This is a genomic window from Peribacillus sp. NPDC096379, assembly GCF_044762875.1.
GTDB lineage: Bacteria > Bacillota > Bacilli > Bacillales > DSM-1321 > Peribacillus.
Window position 1 is genome coordinate 1,561,839 of record NZ_JBIWFD010000001.1, and the last position, 14,898, is coordinate 1,576,736.

The 14,898-nt window shown below is 35.6% G+C and carries 16 protein-coding genes; 12 read left to right on the top strand and 4 right to left on the bottom strand.

The window, feature by feature from the left end; translation table 11 throughout:
• Positions 1–260: 260 nt before the first annotated feature.
• Positions 261–1,307, bottom strand: coding sequence for a lactonase family protein (locus tag ACIQZI_RS07410; protein WP_403071107.1), 1,047 nt, complete (start codon positions 1,305–1,307; stop codon positions 261–263).
• Positions 1,308–1,852: 545 nt separating this feature from the next.
• Between ACIQZI_RS07410 and ACIQZI_RS07415 the strand changes: the two genes are divergently transcribed.
• Complete coding sequence (locus tag ACIQZI_RS07415) at positions 1,853–2,755, top strand: AEC family transporter (protein ID WP_403071110.1); 903 nt, start codon at positions 1,853–1,855, stop codon at positions 2,753–2,755.
• 328 nt (positions 2,756–3,083) lie between these two features.
• Positions 3,084–3,494, top strand: coding sequence for a hypothetical protein (locus ACIQZI_RS07420; RefSeq protein WP_403071113.1), 411 nt, complete (start codon positions 3,084–3,086; stop codon positions 3,492–3,494).
• Positions 3,495–3,543: 49 nt separating this feature from the next.
• Here ACIQZI_RS07420 and ACIQZI_RS07425 read toward each other — a convergent pair whose 3' ends face one another.
• Both ACIQZI_RS07425 and ACIQZI_RS07430 read right to left on the bottom strand, forming a co-directional pair.
• Positions 3,544–3,765, bottom strand: coding sequence for an ATP-binding protein (locus tag ACIQZI_RS07425; protein ID WP_403071116.1), 222 nt, complete (start codon positions 3,763–3,765; stop codon positions 3,544–3,546).
• Between the two features lie 30 nt (positions 3,766–3,795).
• Positions 3,796–4,791 carry a histidine kinase dimerization/phospho-acceptor domain-containing protein gene (locus ACIQZI_RS07430; protein WP_403071119.1) on the bottom strand — a complete coding sequence of 332 codons (996 nt, stop codon included), beginning with the start codon at positions 4,789–4,791 and terminating at the stop codon, positions 3,796–3,798.
• 376 nt (positions 4,792–5,167) lie between these two features.
• Here ACIQZI_RS07430 and ACIQZI_RS07435 point away from each other — a divergent pair, with 376 nt between their 5' ends.
• The 8 genes from ACIQZI_RS07435 to ACIQZI_RS07470 all read left to right on the top strand — a co-directional run bounded on the left by ACIQZI_RS07435 (position 5,168) and on the right by ACIQZI_RS07470 (position 11,033).
• On the top strand, positions 5,168–5,896 hold the full coding sequence (locus tag ACIQZI_RS07435; RefSeq protein ID WP_403071122.1) for an amino acid ABC transporter ATP-binding protein: 729 nt from the start codon (positions 5,168–5,170) through the stop codon (positions 5,894–5,896).
• A 21-nt stretch (positions 5,897–5,917) separates the two neighbouring features.
• On the top strand, positions 5,918–6,730 hold the full coding sequence (locus ACIQZI_RS07440; protein WP_403071125.1) for a transporter substrate-binding domain-containing protein: 813 nt from the start codon (positions 5,918–5,920) through the stop codon (positions 6,728–6,730).
• Positions 6,731–7,152: 422 nt separating this feature from the next.
• Complete coding sequence (locus ACIQZI_RS07445; RefSeq protein WP_082675109.1) at positions 7,153–7,761, top strand: amino acid ABC transporter permease; 609 nt, start codon at positions 7,153–7,155, stop codon at positions 7,759–7,761.
• Between the two features lie 13 nt (positions 7,762–7,774).
• A complete protein-coding gene (locus tag ACIQZI_RS07450) occupies positions 7,775–8,425 on the top strand; it encodes an amino acid ABC transporter permease (RefSeq protein ID WP_403071128.1) in 651 nt (216 codons plus the stop codon).
• A gap of 354 nt (positions 8,426–8,779) precedes the next feature.
• Positions 8,780–8,935 (top strand): hypothetical protein, encoded by a 156-nt coding sequence (locus ACIQZI_RS07455; RefSeq protein WP_403071131.1) that lies wholly within the window; start codon positions 8,780–8,782, stop codon positions 8,933–8,935.
• 678 nt (positions 8,936–9,613) lie between these two features.
• Positions 9,614–10,090 (top strand): VanZ family protein, encoded by a 477-nt coding sequence (locus ACIQZI_RS07460; RefSeq protein ID WP_403071134.1) that lies wholly within the window; start codon positions 9,614–9,616, stop codon positions 10,088–10,090.
• Positions 10,091–10,262: 172 nt separating this feature from the next.
• Positions 10,263–10,385: a hypothetical protein gene (locus ACIQZI_RS07465; protein WP_403071137.1), complete on the top strand. Its 123-nt coding sequence runs from the start codon at positions 10,263–10,265 to the stop codon at positions 10,383–10,385.
• Positions 10,386–10,553: 168 nt separating this feature from the next.
• Positions 10,554–11,033 (top strand): metal-dependent hydrolase, encoded by a 480-nt coding sequence (locus ACIQZI_RS07470; RefSeq protein WP_062179252.1) that lies wholly within the window; start codon positions 10,554–10,556, stop codon positions 11,031–11,033.
• A gap of 903 nt (positions 11,034–11,936) precedes the next feature.
• Here ACIQZI_RS07470 and ACIQZI_RS07475 read toward each other — a convergent pair.
• A complete protein-coding gene (locus tag ACIQZI_RS07475; RefSeq protein ID WP_403071140.1) occupies positions 11,937–12,680 on the bottom strand; it encodes a L,D-transpeptidase family protein in 744 nt (247 codons plus the stop codon).
• Positions 12,681–13,099: 419 nt separating this feature from the next.
• On the opposite strand from ACIQZI_RS07475, the gene ACIQZI_RS07480 reads away from it, so the two are divergent.
• Together ACIQZI_RS07480 and ACIQZI_RS07485 are read left to right on the top strand one after the other, a co-directional pair.
• Entirely contained in the window at positions 13,100–13,570 is a 471-nt protein-coding gene (locus ACIQZI_RS07480) for a YueI family protein (RefSeq protein WP_403071143.1), read from the top strand.
• Positions 13,571–13,765: 195 nt separating this feature from the next.
• Complete coding sequence (locus ACIQZI_RS07485; RefSeq protein WP_062179261.1) at positions 13,766–14,857, top strand: branched-chain amino acid aminotransferase; 1,092 nt, start codon at positions 13,766–13,768, stop codon at positions 14,855–14,857.
• Positions 14,858–14,898: the final 41 nt, after the last annotated feature.

Consider the following 14,898-nt stretch of genomic DNA (forward strand, 5'->3'; position numbering starts at 1 on the left):
TAATAAGGGCAGATGCCGCCTCTTAGAATTTCAAGATTCATAGGTGCATTCAATAGTAGGCATCGTAAAAGCGAGATAAATACAATCCATAATATAGTACAAAAAAGCGAGAATCACAATGGGATAAATTACCTTGATTCAAATGATCCGTTTAATATAGCAAACGCAAGAATCTAAATAATCCAAGTAGGTGAGTTTGAAACGATTGTGGATAAATAAAAGCAGAGATCATAAAAAAATCTCTGCTTCTTCCAAATTGATTAATTTGTTAAAAATTTCACACATACTGGATATGGAACAGCAACATTGGATTGTTCTAATGTTAGTTTTCCAGTTTCTACATTACGAGAATAGAGAACAAGGTTGCCTGACTGTTCGTTAGAAGCAACCAAGAATTTTTCAGTTGGATCTAATACGAAATCACGTGGCCAATTGCCCTCAGTAAAAGTATGCTCAATGAAGGCTAATTCTCCTGTTTCGTTATTTACGCTGAACAGGGCAATGCTGTTATGTCCACGATTCCCGACGTATACAAACCGGCCATCAGACGATAGATGAATGGCACTTCCTTGACTATTTTCTGTGAAGTCTGCTGGAATAGCAGAAATATATTGAACTTCAGTAAACTTCGCATCTTCACTGTTATAGGACATGACGATAACTTCATTGCTGAGCTCTGTCATTACATAAGCAAATTTGCCATTAGGATGAAAGGCAATATGTCTTGGTCCACTTCCTGGCTTGACAGATAAGCTATTTTTGATTTCAAGTGAGTTATTTTCAATGCTATACGTTACGATTTTATCAATTCCAAGATCGACCACGACAGCATATTTCTCATCAGGAGTAAAACCTGAAAAATGAACATGTGACTTCTCTTGACGCTCTACATTAGGCCCAGACCCTGTATGTTGAACGAAAGCTGAAACTGGAGCCACTTTTCCTCCATTCGTATTATATAATTCGGCCGTACCGCGATGATAATACCCAGTTAGGACCTTTTCATTTGTATGGTTCACACTAACATGACAAGGTGATGAACCAGAAGAAACTTCAGAATTCAATAGAGTAAGTTTACCATTTTCTTCTGATATTTTGTAAGAAGATAATCCGCCAAACTCACCTTCTTTACCGACTGCATACAATGTTTGACTATCTGCTGTGACCGTTATATAGGTTGGATTTTCTAGCTCTGCAGCTAGAGTTGGAGTACTTAATTCTTTTTTCTCAGTATCAAGTGTAAATGTATAGATTCCTTTACTGTCGCCTTTTGTATATGTACCAATATACCCTCTAAAAACTGTCATTTTTTCAGCCTCCATTTATTTCTTCAAATACATCTTACCATAAACTCTCTTTATTCAGACAATTCTATGCTCAATCAAACGATATATCACATTTAAGAGAATGAAGTGATCCAGATCATCAAGGTTAAAACTAAAAGAACAACAAGCATAGATCCAACAATTCTTTCATTACGAATGTCTTCATTTTTAACAAGTCTTTTTAATAGGGTCGTTACATTTAAAAATACAGCCATAGTAATTAGCGGAATAATAAAATAAAAATAATCCATATAATCCCATTCACCTCCGATGCGAATTATCCTTATTATACCAAATTATAAATCTTTAAAAGTATAATGTCATTTCTGTGGAAAAGGGGCGGGGCTTCGCAAAATCAGCACAGCAAAGCCAACTTCATAAGGTGATGCAATTTGCGAACCTGAACATTTTTCATCGTTTTAGTTGAGATCAGATGCTTGTGGATGTTTTTTAAGAGGATAAGTATTTTGATTTTGCTAGAAAAGTGGTACTCTTATCAGTACATAACATTGATGAAGGTGAGTCAAATGGGGTTTTTAGGAGTTTTACTACCGATTTTTGCGATATTTATTTTAGGGTTTATTGGTCAAAAGAAGTTTCACTTTGATACAAAAGTCATTTCGACAATGGCACTTTATTTAATGAGTCCGTTTCTAGTCTTTCGGACATTCTATACAACAGAATTTGATAAAGACTATCTATATATGATTCTCTATACATTTAGCCTTTGCTTAGCTCTAATTCTTCTTGTATACGTTGTGGCATTCTTTCGAAAATATGATATTAGAGAAACATGCGCGATGATTTTAGCATCTTCGTTCATGAATAATGGGAATTATGGAACGCCAGTTGTTTTTCTATTGTTTGGCGCAGCGGGTCTTAAGTACGCGATTGTTCTGATGGTGATTCAGCAAATGGTTATGTGCACAGTGGGGGTGTATTATGCTGCTAAAGGAAGTCCTGAAGGAAATGGGATCAAATCAGCGCTCCGTGCCGTAAGTAGAATGCCAATCGTCTATGGGGCAATCGCCGGCATTTTAGTTAAATATATGGGAATCTCTTTAACTGATCCGATGCTAGCAGCAGTCAGTCTTGTTGCGGATGCAGCGATCCCAACTATAATGATAACGCTTGGGATGCAACTTGCTAATATTTCTATAAAAAATGTAGCTATCAATAAATTGTCATTATCACTAATTCTTAAACTGGCCATATCCCCAATTATCGCGTTTTGTATCTCATTGTTCTTACCAGTAGATGATCTTGTTAAACAAATTATGATTATTATGGCTGCGATGCCGACTGCGGCGAATACAACGATGTACGCATTGCAGTATAATACAGACCCTGAATTTGTATCAAGTGCGACATTTATAAGTACGGTGTTAAGTTTAGTAACGCTGCCAGTCGTATTCTATATTGTGATTTAACCTAAAATGGAACCTCTCATTAGCTGATATCCAGTAGGGTTAGCCCAGATATCAATTGAAAAAAGAGGAATAGTAAAATAAGTAACGCATAAACTTAATTCATTCAACCAATCATTAAGAAATGAAATTATTTCTCGGGAAAGCGCAGGTTTTTACATTTTTTTTGAAAATAGCAATTATTTTCTCGGAATAATCCGATTAATAGCGAAGGATATCGAAAAATCTCCAAATTGAATCGTGAGACAAGCTTTTTTTAACACCACGACTTAATATAGAAAGTACTATATGATCCTAGCTGCTGAAAAAAGATGATAATGGGGGAAATCATATGTTGCAAACGGCTATAGAACTTATAAATCGTGAAGAAATCGAAGGAATATTAAAAGAAATAGTTAAAGCTGAGTATGAAGAAGTACGGGAAGAAGGATTGCTGCTGTGTATGGAATGTGGTGATGTTGATTTATATATTGCAGCTTCACATCATGAAGGTCTTCAAGAGGCCATTAATAAGAACTTTGAAACAGATGAGTGTGGCGATGTTATCGACCGTAAGCTGCATCAGCAACTTATGGATGATTTATTCGAATATTTTCTTGAACTTCATCAAGAAAGCGGGTTTTTCGATTTCTATCCAGCTGGATTATATATTGTGAATGGTGAGGAACGGAGGTCTGAAACAGACATGCTGGCTCCTAAGGGATTGTTTTATGCCCCGTTTGAAGATGCACGGACTGATTAAATAGATGTAAAAAAACCGACAATTGTCGGTTTTTTTATTGGGGAAAAATTCAGGGTTTCATCACATAGGGAAATTGAAGGATAAAGCAAGTACCTTCATCTGATTTACTAGAAACTTTATGTTTCCCATGCATTCTTTTGATTATATCAAAGGAAATCATTAGACCAAGTTCCGTACCTTTTGTTTTGGTTGAATAGTATGGCTGTCCGAGTTGTTTCAGCTGTTCATGTGTCAATCGACACCCTTCATCTTTAATCTTGATTATGATCATATTATCTTTTAAAAAGGAGATCAAATGAAGTTATCCACCTTTTTGATCCATTGATTCAATTCCATTTTTTAAGAAATTTAAGATCAGTTGCTTAAACTCGTTCTGATTTCCAATCATCGTTAAATTTTCATCTATATGTACAATAATTTCTACGTTTGAATATGCAGAATACGGCCTCGTAAAATCGGCGATTTCGATTAAAGAAGTGCTAACAGAGAATATTTCGGTATGTATATTGCCAGGTCTGGAAAGTGAGAGAAAATCATTGATAATATGGTGCGTTCTATCGAGCTCGGTAAGTGAAATAGAAATATACATTTGTTGATCTTTAGTCAAGTTTTCTTCATCCTTCAACATCTGCAAAAAAACGTTGATTGTTGTCATTGGGTTCCGTATTTCATGGGCTACTGATGCAGCTAATTGGCTGATTGCATTTAACTTCTCTGCATTTTTTAATTGATCCAACATCGGCTCTTGTAGTCTACTAGTTTCTAATAGATAGATAATGCAGCAGAGTGCAAGTGAAGAAACAGCAGTGAAAATTAATAAATGGAGATAATATTCTTGGTTATTTGTGTAAGTCATAAAGATAAAGCGGGTAATTGTGATCATGGAATAAAAGCTTATTGCTTGCAACAGCTTTTGATTGTAAGAAAAACGCTTGTAATATTTAGCACTCCAATAAAATAAAAAGGCCATTAGGGAATAATTAATGATTAGCATACCTAATTGAGCAGGGTCCATTATGGCTTTGACCATGATTAAAGCAGCAATTGTCAGAATGCCAAATAAGGGTCCCAGGTAAAAGTAAGCGATATACATGGAAATGAATTTCATATCGAATTCCAAACCATCCGCTATTTGAATCGGAAATAAAAAGGTTAACAAAAGAGAAAAAACAATCGTTACAAACAAGATATTACGCCCTCTAAATGAAGTTTTTTGTCTAAAGAACATATTGTTAATTAAAGGGATAAACATCATGGTAAAAAAATGAAGGAATAAACTTTCAATAAATGATCTCAAAACGGCGCTCCTCCTATAAACCCAACTAAATGAATGGGATTATATCAAAGTAAATGGATCAAATATATAGAATGACTAATATACAAATAAAACGATCTGATTAAAAGAAGATTCCAGAAAATACACTAGAAATATCTTGAATAATGTATGCGGTTACGAAAGTGTTCCGATGTAACTATTGCTGAAATTCTAAGGAAGATCAACTATACCGGGATATTATTTTTTGGTGAGTTTATAATTAGATTTGACTAAACTAGTAGTTTGTGAATATAATTTCTGTATAGTTATAAATTTGTGAATATTTTAAAAAATCAATAAATTTAGTATTACCTGTCTAAATCTTACATAATAGTTACTAGTTACGGGGGGAGACAGAATGATTGTTTTTGACAAAGTAAATAAGTATTATGGGGATTTTCATGTACTGAAGACTATTAATCTAACCATCAATAAAGGAGAGGTAGTCGTTGTTATAGGGCCTTCTGGTTCTGGTAAAAGTACATTGCTGCGATGTATCAACCATCTGGAGTCGATAACTGAAGGTATGTTAACCGTGAATGGGATTTCGGTAAGTGATAAGAAAACAAATATTAATAAGCTCCGCCGTGAAATTGGCATGGTTTTTCAGCATTTTCACCTATATCCTCATAAGACCGTTCTTCAAAATATTATCCTGGCACCTATGAAAGTATTAGGACAAACTGAATCACAAGCAAAAGAAGTTGCTCTTAAATATTTAGAAAAAGTAGGAATTGCTGATAAAGCGCAATCCTACCCATCACAACTTTCTGGTGGACAACAGCAACGTGTTGCCATAGCAAGAGGACTTGCGATGAGCCCAGAAATTATGCTATTTGACGAACCTACTTCAGCACTAGACCCTGAAATGATTGGGGAGGTACTTGATGTTATGAAGGCTTTGGCACATGAGGGAATGACGATGGTCGTTGTCACTCACGAGATGGGGTTTGCCCGAGAAGTGGCTGACCGGATCGTATTCATGGACCAAGGTCAAATTTTAGAAGAAGCAACTCCGGCAGAGTTTTACGAGAATCCAAAAGAAGAAAGGGCTCAACTATTTCTCAGCCGTATATTAAATCATTAAAAAATAAGAGGGGGAACACAAATGGTGAATCCAAAGAAGTTTTTCAAAATGGCAGCTCTGCCACTAATGGCAGCGATGATGCTAGCAGGTTGTGGAAACAGTGATTCAAGCTCAGGATCAGATAATAGTGAGAAAGCTGGAGTATTGGCAAAGGTTGAAAAAAACGACAAAATTGTGTTCGGTGTTAAAAACGATACTCGGCTTTTCGGTCTTAAAAATCCAAGCACAGGAGAGGTGGAAGGCTTTGATATTGATATCGCAAAAGCGCTCGCTGGTGAAATCCTTGGCGATGAATCTAAAGTGGAGTTTAAAGAGGTTACCTCAAAGACTAGAATTCAACTTTTGAAAAATGGGGATATCGATGCGATTATCGCAACGATGACCATTTCAGAAGAACGTAAAAAAGAAGTAGACTTTACTGATGTCTATTTCGATGCAGGACAATCACTACTAGTGAAAAAAGGCAGTGATGTAACAGGTATTGAAAGTCTTGCAGGTAAAACAGTGCTTGCTGTTAAAGGTTCAACCTCAACAATAAATATTCGTGAAAAAGCACCTGATGCAGAAGTGTTAGAATTTGAAAATTACTCAGAAGCATTTGCAGCTCTTAAGCAAGGCAAGGGTGATGCCCTGACTACGGATGATTCTATCCTTTACGGTATGGCTGATGAAGATCCAAGCTTTGAATTAGTCGGAGGAACATTTACAGAAGAGCCATACGGAATTGCCGTGAAAAAAGGTAATGAAGATTTTGTTAAGAAATTAAACGAAGCATTGAAAGCTCTTAAAGATTCCGGTAAATACGATGAAATCCATAATAAATGGATAAAGTGAAACTTCAATAATTGGGGGCCTCATCTCCCACTGTTTGAGTCCCGTTCAAGTGTCGCTAATACCTTCACGCAGCATAGGGAAAGCGACACTACGAACTAAGATTTAATGAATCACAGACTAGTACGCCGCGTCCTCATGTCTTCGTCTGTGTGACCCACATCCTGTGGGCCTCTACTATACCTTTGAAGACCACAAAGGTAAGTTTCGTTATCTCACCAATCGGGCTTTTACGGCAAGTTTATCCCTCCTACCGCTACTTTGATTCCTCTAAGCCTTGTAGTAGGGTCTTGACTTTCCCTTAATGGGGGATAAAGAAAGATTAATGGATTTTGGTTATAATTTTTTGGGATGGGCGTACTTGCTCATCCTGATTAGTTAGAGGAGTTGTTGTTAAAGTGAATTTCTCGATATTAACGGATAATATGGACATGTTTCTTGAAGGATTCAAGGTTACTATAATTGCAAGTATCACTGCACTTATCGCAAGTTTATTGCTTGGAGCATTTATTGCTGTATTAAGAATTGCTCCATACAAGCCATTGAATTGGCTTGGCACTACATATGTTGAATTCTTCCGCAACATTCCACTGTTAATCATTATGCTATTCGTTTATTTAGTATTTAATTTCAAAGGGCTTACGGCTGGGACAATTGCTTTAACCATTTATACAACAGCTTTCATTGCAGAGGCAATTCGCGCTGGTATACTTTCGATTCCCAAGGGTCAAATGGAAGCGGCACGTTCCTCAGGACTTACATATAGTCAGGCAATGAGAATTATTATTTTACCTCAAGCAATTAAAGTGGTAATACCTCCACTCGGCAATCAATTTATTAATCTGGTAAAGAACTCTTCTTTAGTAGCTGTCATAGCCGGCGGTGATTTGATGTATCAAGCTGATCTTATTTCAGCAAGAACCTTTAAAGTGATGGATACGTATATCTTAGTTGCTATGTTTTATTTAATATTAACCATTCCTTTAAGTCTTGGCGTAGGGTATTTAGAGAAACGCCTGGCTAAGAGTAATTGAAGGAGGGATACCGATGGATTTTATTGGTGCATATTCAGCTGATAATCTAACATTTCTAGTGAATGGTTTTTGGCTGACGCTTAAAATGGCTTTTATTGCTATTATTTTAAGCTTCATACTTGGTGGAGTTGTTGGAACGCTTCGTTTTGCCCAGATACCTGTCCTATCACAAGTACTTGCAGTGATTGTCGAGGTTATTAGAAATTTACCCTTATTATTAATTATTTTCTTTACATTCTTTGCGCTACCAGAAATCGGGATTAAATTCAAGGAAGTTCCAGCAGCTATTATTGCCTTAACTATTTTTGAAGCAGCCATGTTATCTGAAATTATTCGAAGTGGATTAAATTCAATCGATAAAGGTCAAATGGAAGCGGCACGTTCATCAGGCTTAAGTTACTTTCAAGCATTATGGCATATAATAGTACCACAAGCTTTACGAAGAATGGTACCGCCGACAGTTAGCCAGTTTATTTCCTTACTAAAGGATACGTCACTTGCGGTCGTAATTTCCGTTCCGGAACTGACACATCAAGCCCAAATTGTCTACGGACAAAAAAGCGGATACCTAGAGCCAACCTTATTGGTAGTTGCTCTCATGTATTTCATCGTGAACTATACATTATCCATACTGTCACGCCGATTAGAAGTAAAACGAACATAAAGTGAAACTTCAATCAGTAGGGGTTTTACTGCTCGTTAAAGCACGGGATAAAAGGGATTGTCCTAAAAGGGTCTGACGACACACTCTATACATCGTTTATTATGACATTTATACATACTATAAACGATATTATATTGGATGTGGTGTTCTGATCCTTACGTTATGGGACAGTCTATTTCAATGTTTATCCAAAGTATTAAATGGTTCGTAACGAATTACATAATAATATTATGTTAACTTTTAAGAAATAGATGTTTAGGAGGTTGTTCAAAAATTCCAGTAAATTAGTTTATTAATCATTCATTGTCACAAGCCAAGCTCTATCTTGAATAAGATAGATTGAGGTGGAAAACCATGGATTCATTAGAAAAACAAAAAGAAGAGACCGTTCTTTTTGAAACAGAATGTCCAAAATCAGTGGATTCTGTGAATGATTATGTAAGGGATGGTTCCTCAGAGTATATTGAACAATTATTTATGTATTTTTGTAAAACAAACCGCCATATTTAATAATGGCGGTTTGTTTTATGTGGAAAATAGCGGATCGTATATTTAATTACATTTATTTCAATAATAATATCGGTAGAATATATTAATAGAAATAACTTGTTGCTTCATAAACAAAAATGATATTTGTTTAATTAAAAAACTCGTTTTGGCACCTTTTTCAATTCCGGCTAGTATTATCTAGATTGTAGTCAGCCATGCACAGATGCTGACTACTAAAGATATTCTGGTAGTACCTTACTCTTGATTCGATTAATCACATTCTTACGTTTTAACTTTTACTTCAATTATAAATCAAGCAGTCGAAATCAGATGTAGTATCATTTTGTACAAATAAAGGTCATGAAAGGAACGTAAGAGCTCCTTATTACTACTGTAAAATAATCGACATTTGTATATTTCAATAAAAACCTCGTCAGAATATAAAAAGTCAAACTCACGATAACAATAGATATATCCATAATAAAAAGGCCTTTAAGGAAAAACGATACAAAAACTGTAATCTGTATTTCTAGCATACATTTAAGAGCTAAATGCCTCCAACTCATTGATTTATGTTTTCTTGAGCGTATTCACATGGACTGGCACGAATCATTTTTATTTTCTCCACAACATCATCGTTGATATGCTATAGTTTATCCAAAGAACAGAATGATACTGAACCTGACAATGGAGGTATACATGATTGTGCAACTTCAAAACCTTTTGTTAAAAAGAGTTCTTTTTGTAGTAGGAAGTCTAATTTTCATCTCCTATCTGTTATTTCTCAGCTACCTATTATTCTTTGCATATTATCGACAATCTGTCATCATCTTGGATTATAACCTTGTCCCGTTCAACACCATTGATTTATATTTTAATTTATTAGCTACAGGCTATTATCATGCTTGGTTCACAAATTTTTGCGGAAATATTCTAGCTTTTATGCCTTTTGGTTTTTTTGTTCCTTTACTAATTAAACGCTTTTACATAGCGAAAACAGTAATTTCGTCATCTATGGCATCACTACTCGTTGAAAGTTTGCAACTAAGTTTTCGGATTGGCAGTTTTGATGTGGATGATATCATTCTGAACACAATGGGCGGATTATGTGGGTACCTTGTAGCGAGAATTTTTATGATCATAATGAGCAAAGTAGATAAGGTAATTTGCTCCTGATTTAAGATGACTATATGTAGAGTTTGACTTAAGTAATATATGACAGCGGCGTGTTTTTTACAATTAAGGCTATTTTCTCATTTGAAAATTTAGTTAAAAAGTTTAACTGGGTAAAATAGAGGGTACAGATTAATATCTTTATGTAAATGTAGAAAAAAGGGAGGCATCCACTGTGGTTACGATCGATATTGATTATTTGTTAGCAACAACCGAAGAGTACGCAGAAGGAGTAGTTTCTTTCCCTATGAATAAAATTGATATTGATGTATTACTTGAGATTACAGAAGATTGGTAATGAACCTATTTCTCTCATAGTTCCTTAATAAAAGGCTCAGTTGTTAGCTGAGTCTTTTTGGTGTTTAACCTATAATCATGCTCTTTCAATAGTACTCTATGACATCATCCAAAAATGGAGTATAATGGGGTTCTATGCAAATGTTGAAAAAGAGAAGGTGGAAAGAGTTTGACAGGAAAAACACATATTATGGGCGGTATTGCGGCTACTGCTGCTTTTGCCCAAACATCGAACTATGATCCTGCAATAATGATTGCAGCCGGAGCACTTGGTGGAATGATTCCAGATATTTGTCATGGGGGAAGTAAAATTGGCAGAAAACTACCGTGGCTATCGAAATTCATTAATGGAGTATTCGGTCATCGTACCCTAACTCACAGTATATTATTTTTAATCATTGTTAATGGCCTACTCCTTTTATTTATCCCTTTTGAATCAATTCGGATTGGTATCTTGATTGGAATGGCAAGTCATTTACTACTGGATGCAGCAACAAAAAATGGAATCAAATTATTGTATCCTTTGGATATAACATTCCGATTACCATTAACGATGAAAACGGGAGGGGCCTTAGAATCTATCGTATTAACAGGATTGACTCTCGTTGTCCTATATTATGGAAAGGACATCTTAATGCATTATTTATAAAAAAATTGCTGAAGTTTTTGGCTAAAAGATGTTTCATCTTTAGCCAGATACATCGTTATATAGTCAGTGCAAATAAAGTGAAACTTCAATCAGTGGGGGTTTTCTCCTACGCTTCTTCGATTCCTCAAGCCTTGGGGGTGGGGGGGACTGCCCGTTAATGCGGGATCAATCGTCACTACCATAGATATTGTTCTGCAATCACTAAGCAATTTTACATCCAGTGTCCTAGATAACATAAGGCATAAAATACTTAAAAAGTAACGATCAAATGCATCGCAATATGATGACGTACACCAATATGCCCTTCTTCAATAAATTGAAGAAGGGCATAAGGACGTGTCGTTCATATGCTAACACGAGATGCACCTTAATGTAATGGAATACGTGAAAGCGTCTACAAGTCGACCGGCTACTAAAAAAGGCAGAGTAGTTGGTAGTCGAGGTGTGTATGTAAAATAAACTTACTCTTCATTACGAATTACGCCTAAAAGAAAGAACATCCCAATCGTTCCTACTATAAATACAATTTTGATGATCCATAATAAAAGTTCATCCATTACACTAACCCCCTTGTTCTTTATTTAAAAGAAACATATGATTGAATTATACCACATTCAACAAAAATAAAACCAAAAATGGAACAATTAGGATTGAATTGAAAACAAGGCTGCCTCAAAAGAAAAAATTCAAACCATCCAACCCCTAATCCATTATAAGTTGCATGTGATTAAACACTAATTAAAGAGGTTGTTCAAAAAGTCTGGTAAAAGTAACTGTCGAATTGCATCAAAGCTCTGTCTCTCCGTTCCTCGAACTTCTCGGCTCTTTTTATCTTCCTTTTTGAACACGAACTTAAAGCATTTGGGGTCAGAGGTCATCCTTTTAATACATACATGTTACTTATTAAATCATACCTAACGCTTTTTTCGTCATCGCACCTACTATTCCATCTGCTTTTAGCTTTCTCGCTTTTTGAAATTCTTTAACGGCCTTTTCCGTCGCTGGGCCAAATACACCATCGCTCCCATTTGTCGAAAAGCCTAATGATGTGAGCTGTTTCTGTAATTTAGAAACCTCTGCACCCTTACTTCCGCGTTTTAAAGTAATTGCCGTTGTTACGGGAGTGGCGGTTGGATTCCCTTTTACCTTAAATCCACTACTGGCCGCAATGGATTCAAAGTTTTTTGAAGAACTTGTTATAACGACAGGAGTATTTATTGATACTGTTTCAAACAGCCACTTTACTTCATTATTATACATGCGAATGCAGCCAGCGCTCACGTAATTACCAATAGAAGCTGGATTATTATTGCCATGAATAGCATAGGTCGTTCCTTGTGTTTGTCTAGCGTTTAAGCCGAGCCAACGATTACCTAAAGGATTTTTTGGAGATCCTCCAGGGATATTCCCCTTATAATAGGGACGATTTACTATCTTATTTACAATTTTGAACGTTCCTTCAGGTGTATCTGATGTCTTGCTACCAGTGGCGACAATAAATGACTTTTTTAGCTGACTATTTTCATAATAGGCAAGCTGATTCGTGTTCTTATTAATAATAATCAGTTGTGATTTCGCAGCTGATGCAGTTTCAACTCCAAAAAACAAACAGCATGTTATGATGAATACGGTTAAACATTTTTTCATCCTTTTTCATCCTTTTCATATTATTTTTAATACAATCAGAACATTATATGGTTGGGTTTGTGATTGGATGATAAAAAGGATAGAAGTGAGAAGACTATTTTGTAGTAATTAGATAATGGAAAATGAATGATTGAATGAAGTATATCTTTTCGAAAGTCTGAATTGGTAAATCAGAGCAACTAAACCAGATTCTATTTGGTTGCTAAAAGTGAGGAAGCTTGCGAAGAATAATATTGCGATCTAGAATCGATCATGAGGTACAATGGGCACCCTTCGTGCCAAGTAGAGTTTTTTATCAATGTAGATTGAAAATAATATTGGTACTTCTTTAATTCATCAAATCTGTATCAGAATTTCAGCACAAATAAAGTGTTACTAAATACACTATTTAAGATGATCAAAACAAGGAGGGAGCCTATTTGTCTGGCAAAAACGTAGATGAAATCATTCAACAAGGAATACACGGACAGAAGGAATTAAAACCCGAAGAAAGAAAAAGGTACCTCGGTACAATTCGAGAACGAATTATTGCTGTATTGACACAGCCGCAAGTGAGGGACAAAGAGGTTTATCAAGAATTTATGAATTTGATGAAAAAGCATCCGCAGGCACTGCTATTTGCGAACGGAAATATGGAATACTCTTCTCTAAAAAAATATATTGAAGCAGCTCAAGTTAACAAAATACCTTATAAAATGGTGATCAATAAAGATTATAATACTGACATTGGACTTGTATTGGCGTTTGAGTATGCGGTTGATAAAGAAGAGATTTTTCTAGAAAAAAAAGATTCAAATTTAAAAATCACCAAAGTAAAAGAAAAAGGGTCTTTAGCTAAATTGACGAGTTGGTTACGAGAAAAACGCCAAGAGGTGAAAGGGAATAAGTAATTCATATGAACACGGATGTCCCAAAAAGGTCTGAACCTTTTGGGACATCCACTTATTTGTATACCAGAAAATCCGGGAGGTTTATTAAAAGATTCGGAAAATTAGGTGATTAAAGCTTGAACTTTGATAGTATAAGGTAGTACAATGAAATATAGAATTTTTATAATAAATTATATCCACAAGGGAGTCTTGGTAATGAAGGAACATGACATGGAGATCACACTAACAACAACGAAGAAAGAAAAACCGAAATCTGATCAACTAGAATTTGGCAAAGTGTTTACTGATCATATGTTTATTATGGATTATACTGAAGGAAGTGGTTGGCATGATCCACGAATCGTTCCTTATCAATCGATTACACTCGAACCCTCTGCAATGATTTTTCATTATGGACAATCCGTATTTGAAGGGATGAAAGCATACTATACAGATGACAAAGATATCGTTTTATTTCGCCCGGAAAAGAACTTCCAACGGTTAAATAAATCGAATGATCGTCTTTGCATACCTGAGGTAGATATCGATTTTGCATTGGCAGCTTTGAAAAAATTAATTGTTATTGATAAAGAATGGATTCCAGACGCAGAGGGAACATCACTCTATATACGGCCATTTATTATTTCAACTGAGCCCTACCTAGGCGTATCACCTTCCTCGCGATATAAATTTATTATCATAATGTCGCCTGTAGGTTCATATTATAAAGAAGGAATACACCCTGTAAAGATTGCTGTTGAAAAAGAGTTTGTCCGTGCAGTTGTAGGTGGAACTGGTACAGCGAAAACAGGTGGCAATTATGCTTCTAGTTTAAAAGCGCAAAAAGTATCTGAAGAAAATGGCTATTCCCAAGTACTTTGGCTTGATGGAGTTGAAAAGAAATATATTGAAGAAGTTGGAAGTATGAATGTGTTTTTCAAAATTGATGGAGAAGTAGTAACTCCTGCACTAAATGGAAGTATTCTTGACGGTGTAACAAGATCATCGATTATCGAGATGCTTGAACATTGGAACATCCCTGTTTCACAACGGAAGATTTCTATGGATGAGGTATATCAAGCTCATCAAGAAGGGAAATTGGAAGAAGCATTTGGTACTGGTACGGCTGCTGTCATTTCACCAATTGGTGAGTTTTTCTGGAATGACGAAAAGCTTGTCCTCAATGAAGGAAAAACGGGTGAATTATCAACGAAATTATACAATACCATTACAAGAATCCAAACTGGTAAAGAAGAAGATCAGTTAGGGTGGATCATGCATGTTGAAGAAAAGGTCACACAAAAATAAAAAAAGAGCAAGCTAATGGAAAATCCAAAAGCTTGCTCTTT

What these genes read in the sequence shown, in the direction of transcription:
- ACIQZI_RS07410 (WP_403071107.1), bottom strand. Translation starts at nt 1,307, where the DNA reads ATGACAGTTTTTAGAGGGTATATTGGTACATATACAAAAGGCGACAGT.
- ACIQZI_RS07460 (WP_403071134.1), top strand. Translation starts at nt 9,614, where the DNA reads ATGATTGTGCAACTTCAAAACCTTTTGTTAAAAAGAGTTCTTTTTGTA.
- ACIQZI_RS07445 (WP_082675109.1), top strand. Translation starts at nt 7,153, where the DNA reads ATGGACATGTTTCTTGAAGGATTCAAGGTTACTATAATTGCAAGTATC.
- ACIQZI_RS07450 (WP_403071128.1), top strand. Translation starts at nt 7,775, where the DNA reads ATGGATTTTATTGGTGCATATTCAGCTGATAATCTAACATTTCTAGTG.
- ACIQZI_RS07420 (WP_403071113.1), top strand. Translation starts at nt 3,084, where the DNA reads ATGTTGCAAACGGCTATAGAACTTATAAATCGTGAAGAAATCGAAGGA.
- ACIQZI_RS07475 (WP_403071140.1), bottom strand. Translation starts at nt 12,680, where the DNA reads ATGAAAAAATGTTTAACCGTATTCATCATAACATGCTGTTTGTTTTTT.
- ACIQZI_RS07415 (WP_403071110.1), top strand. Translation starts at nt 1,853, where the DNA reads ATGGGGTTTTTAGGAGTTTTACTACCGATTTTTGCGATATTTATTTTA.
- ACIQZI_RS07485 (WP_062179261.1), top strand. Translation starts at nt 13,766, where the DNA reads ATGAAGGAACATGACATGGAGATCACACTAACAACAACGAAGAAAGAA.
- ACIQZI_RS07435 (WP_403071122.1), top strand. Translation starts at nt 5,168, where the DNA reads ATGATTGTTTTTGACAAAGTAAATAAGTATTATGGGGATTTTCATGTA.
- ACIQZI_RS07440 (WP_403071125.1), top strand. Translation starts at nt 5,918, where the DNA reads ATGGTGAATCCAAAGAAGTTTTTCAAAATGGCAGCTCTGCCACTAATG.
- ACIQZI_RS07455 (WP_403071131.1), top strand. Translation starts at nt 8,780, where the DNA reads ATGGATTCATTAGAAAAACAAAAAGAAGAGACCGTTCTTTTTGAAACA.
- ACIQZI_RS07425 (WP_403071116.1), bottom strand. Translation starts at nt 3,765, where the DNA reads ATGATCATAATCAAGATTAAAGATGAAGGGTGTCGATTGACACATGAA.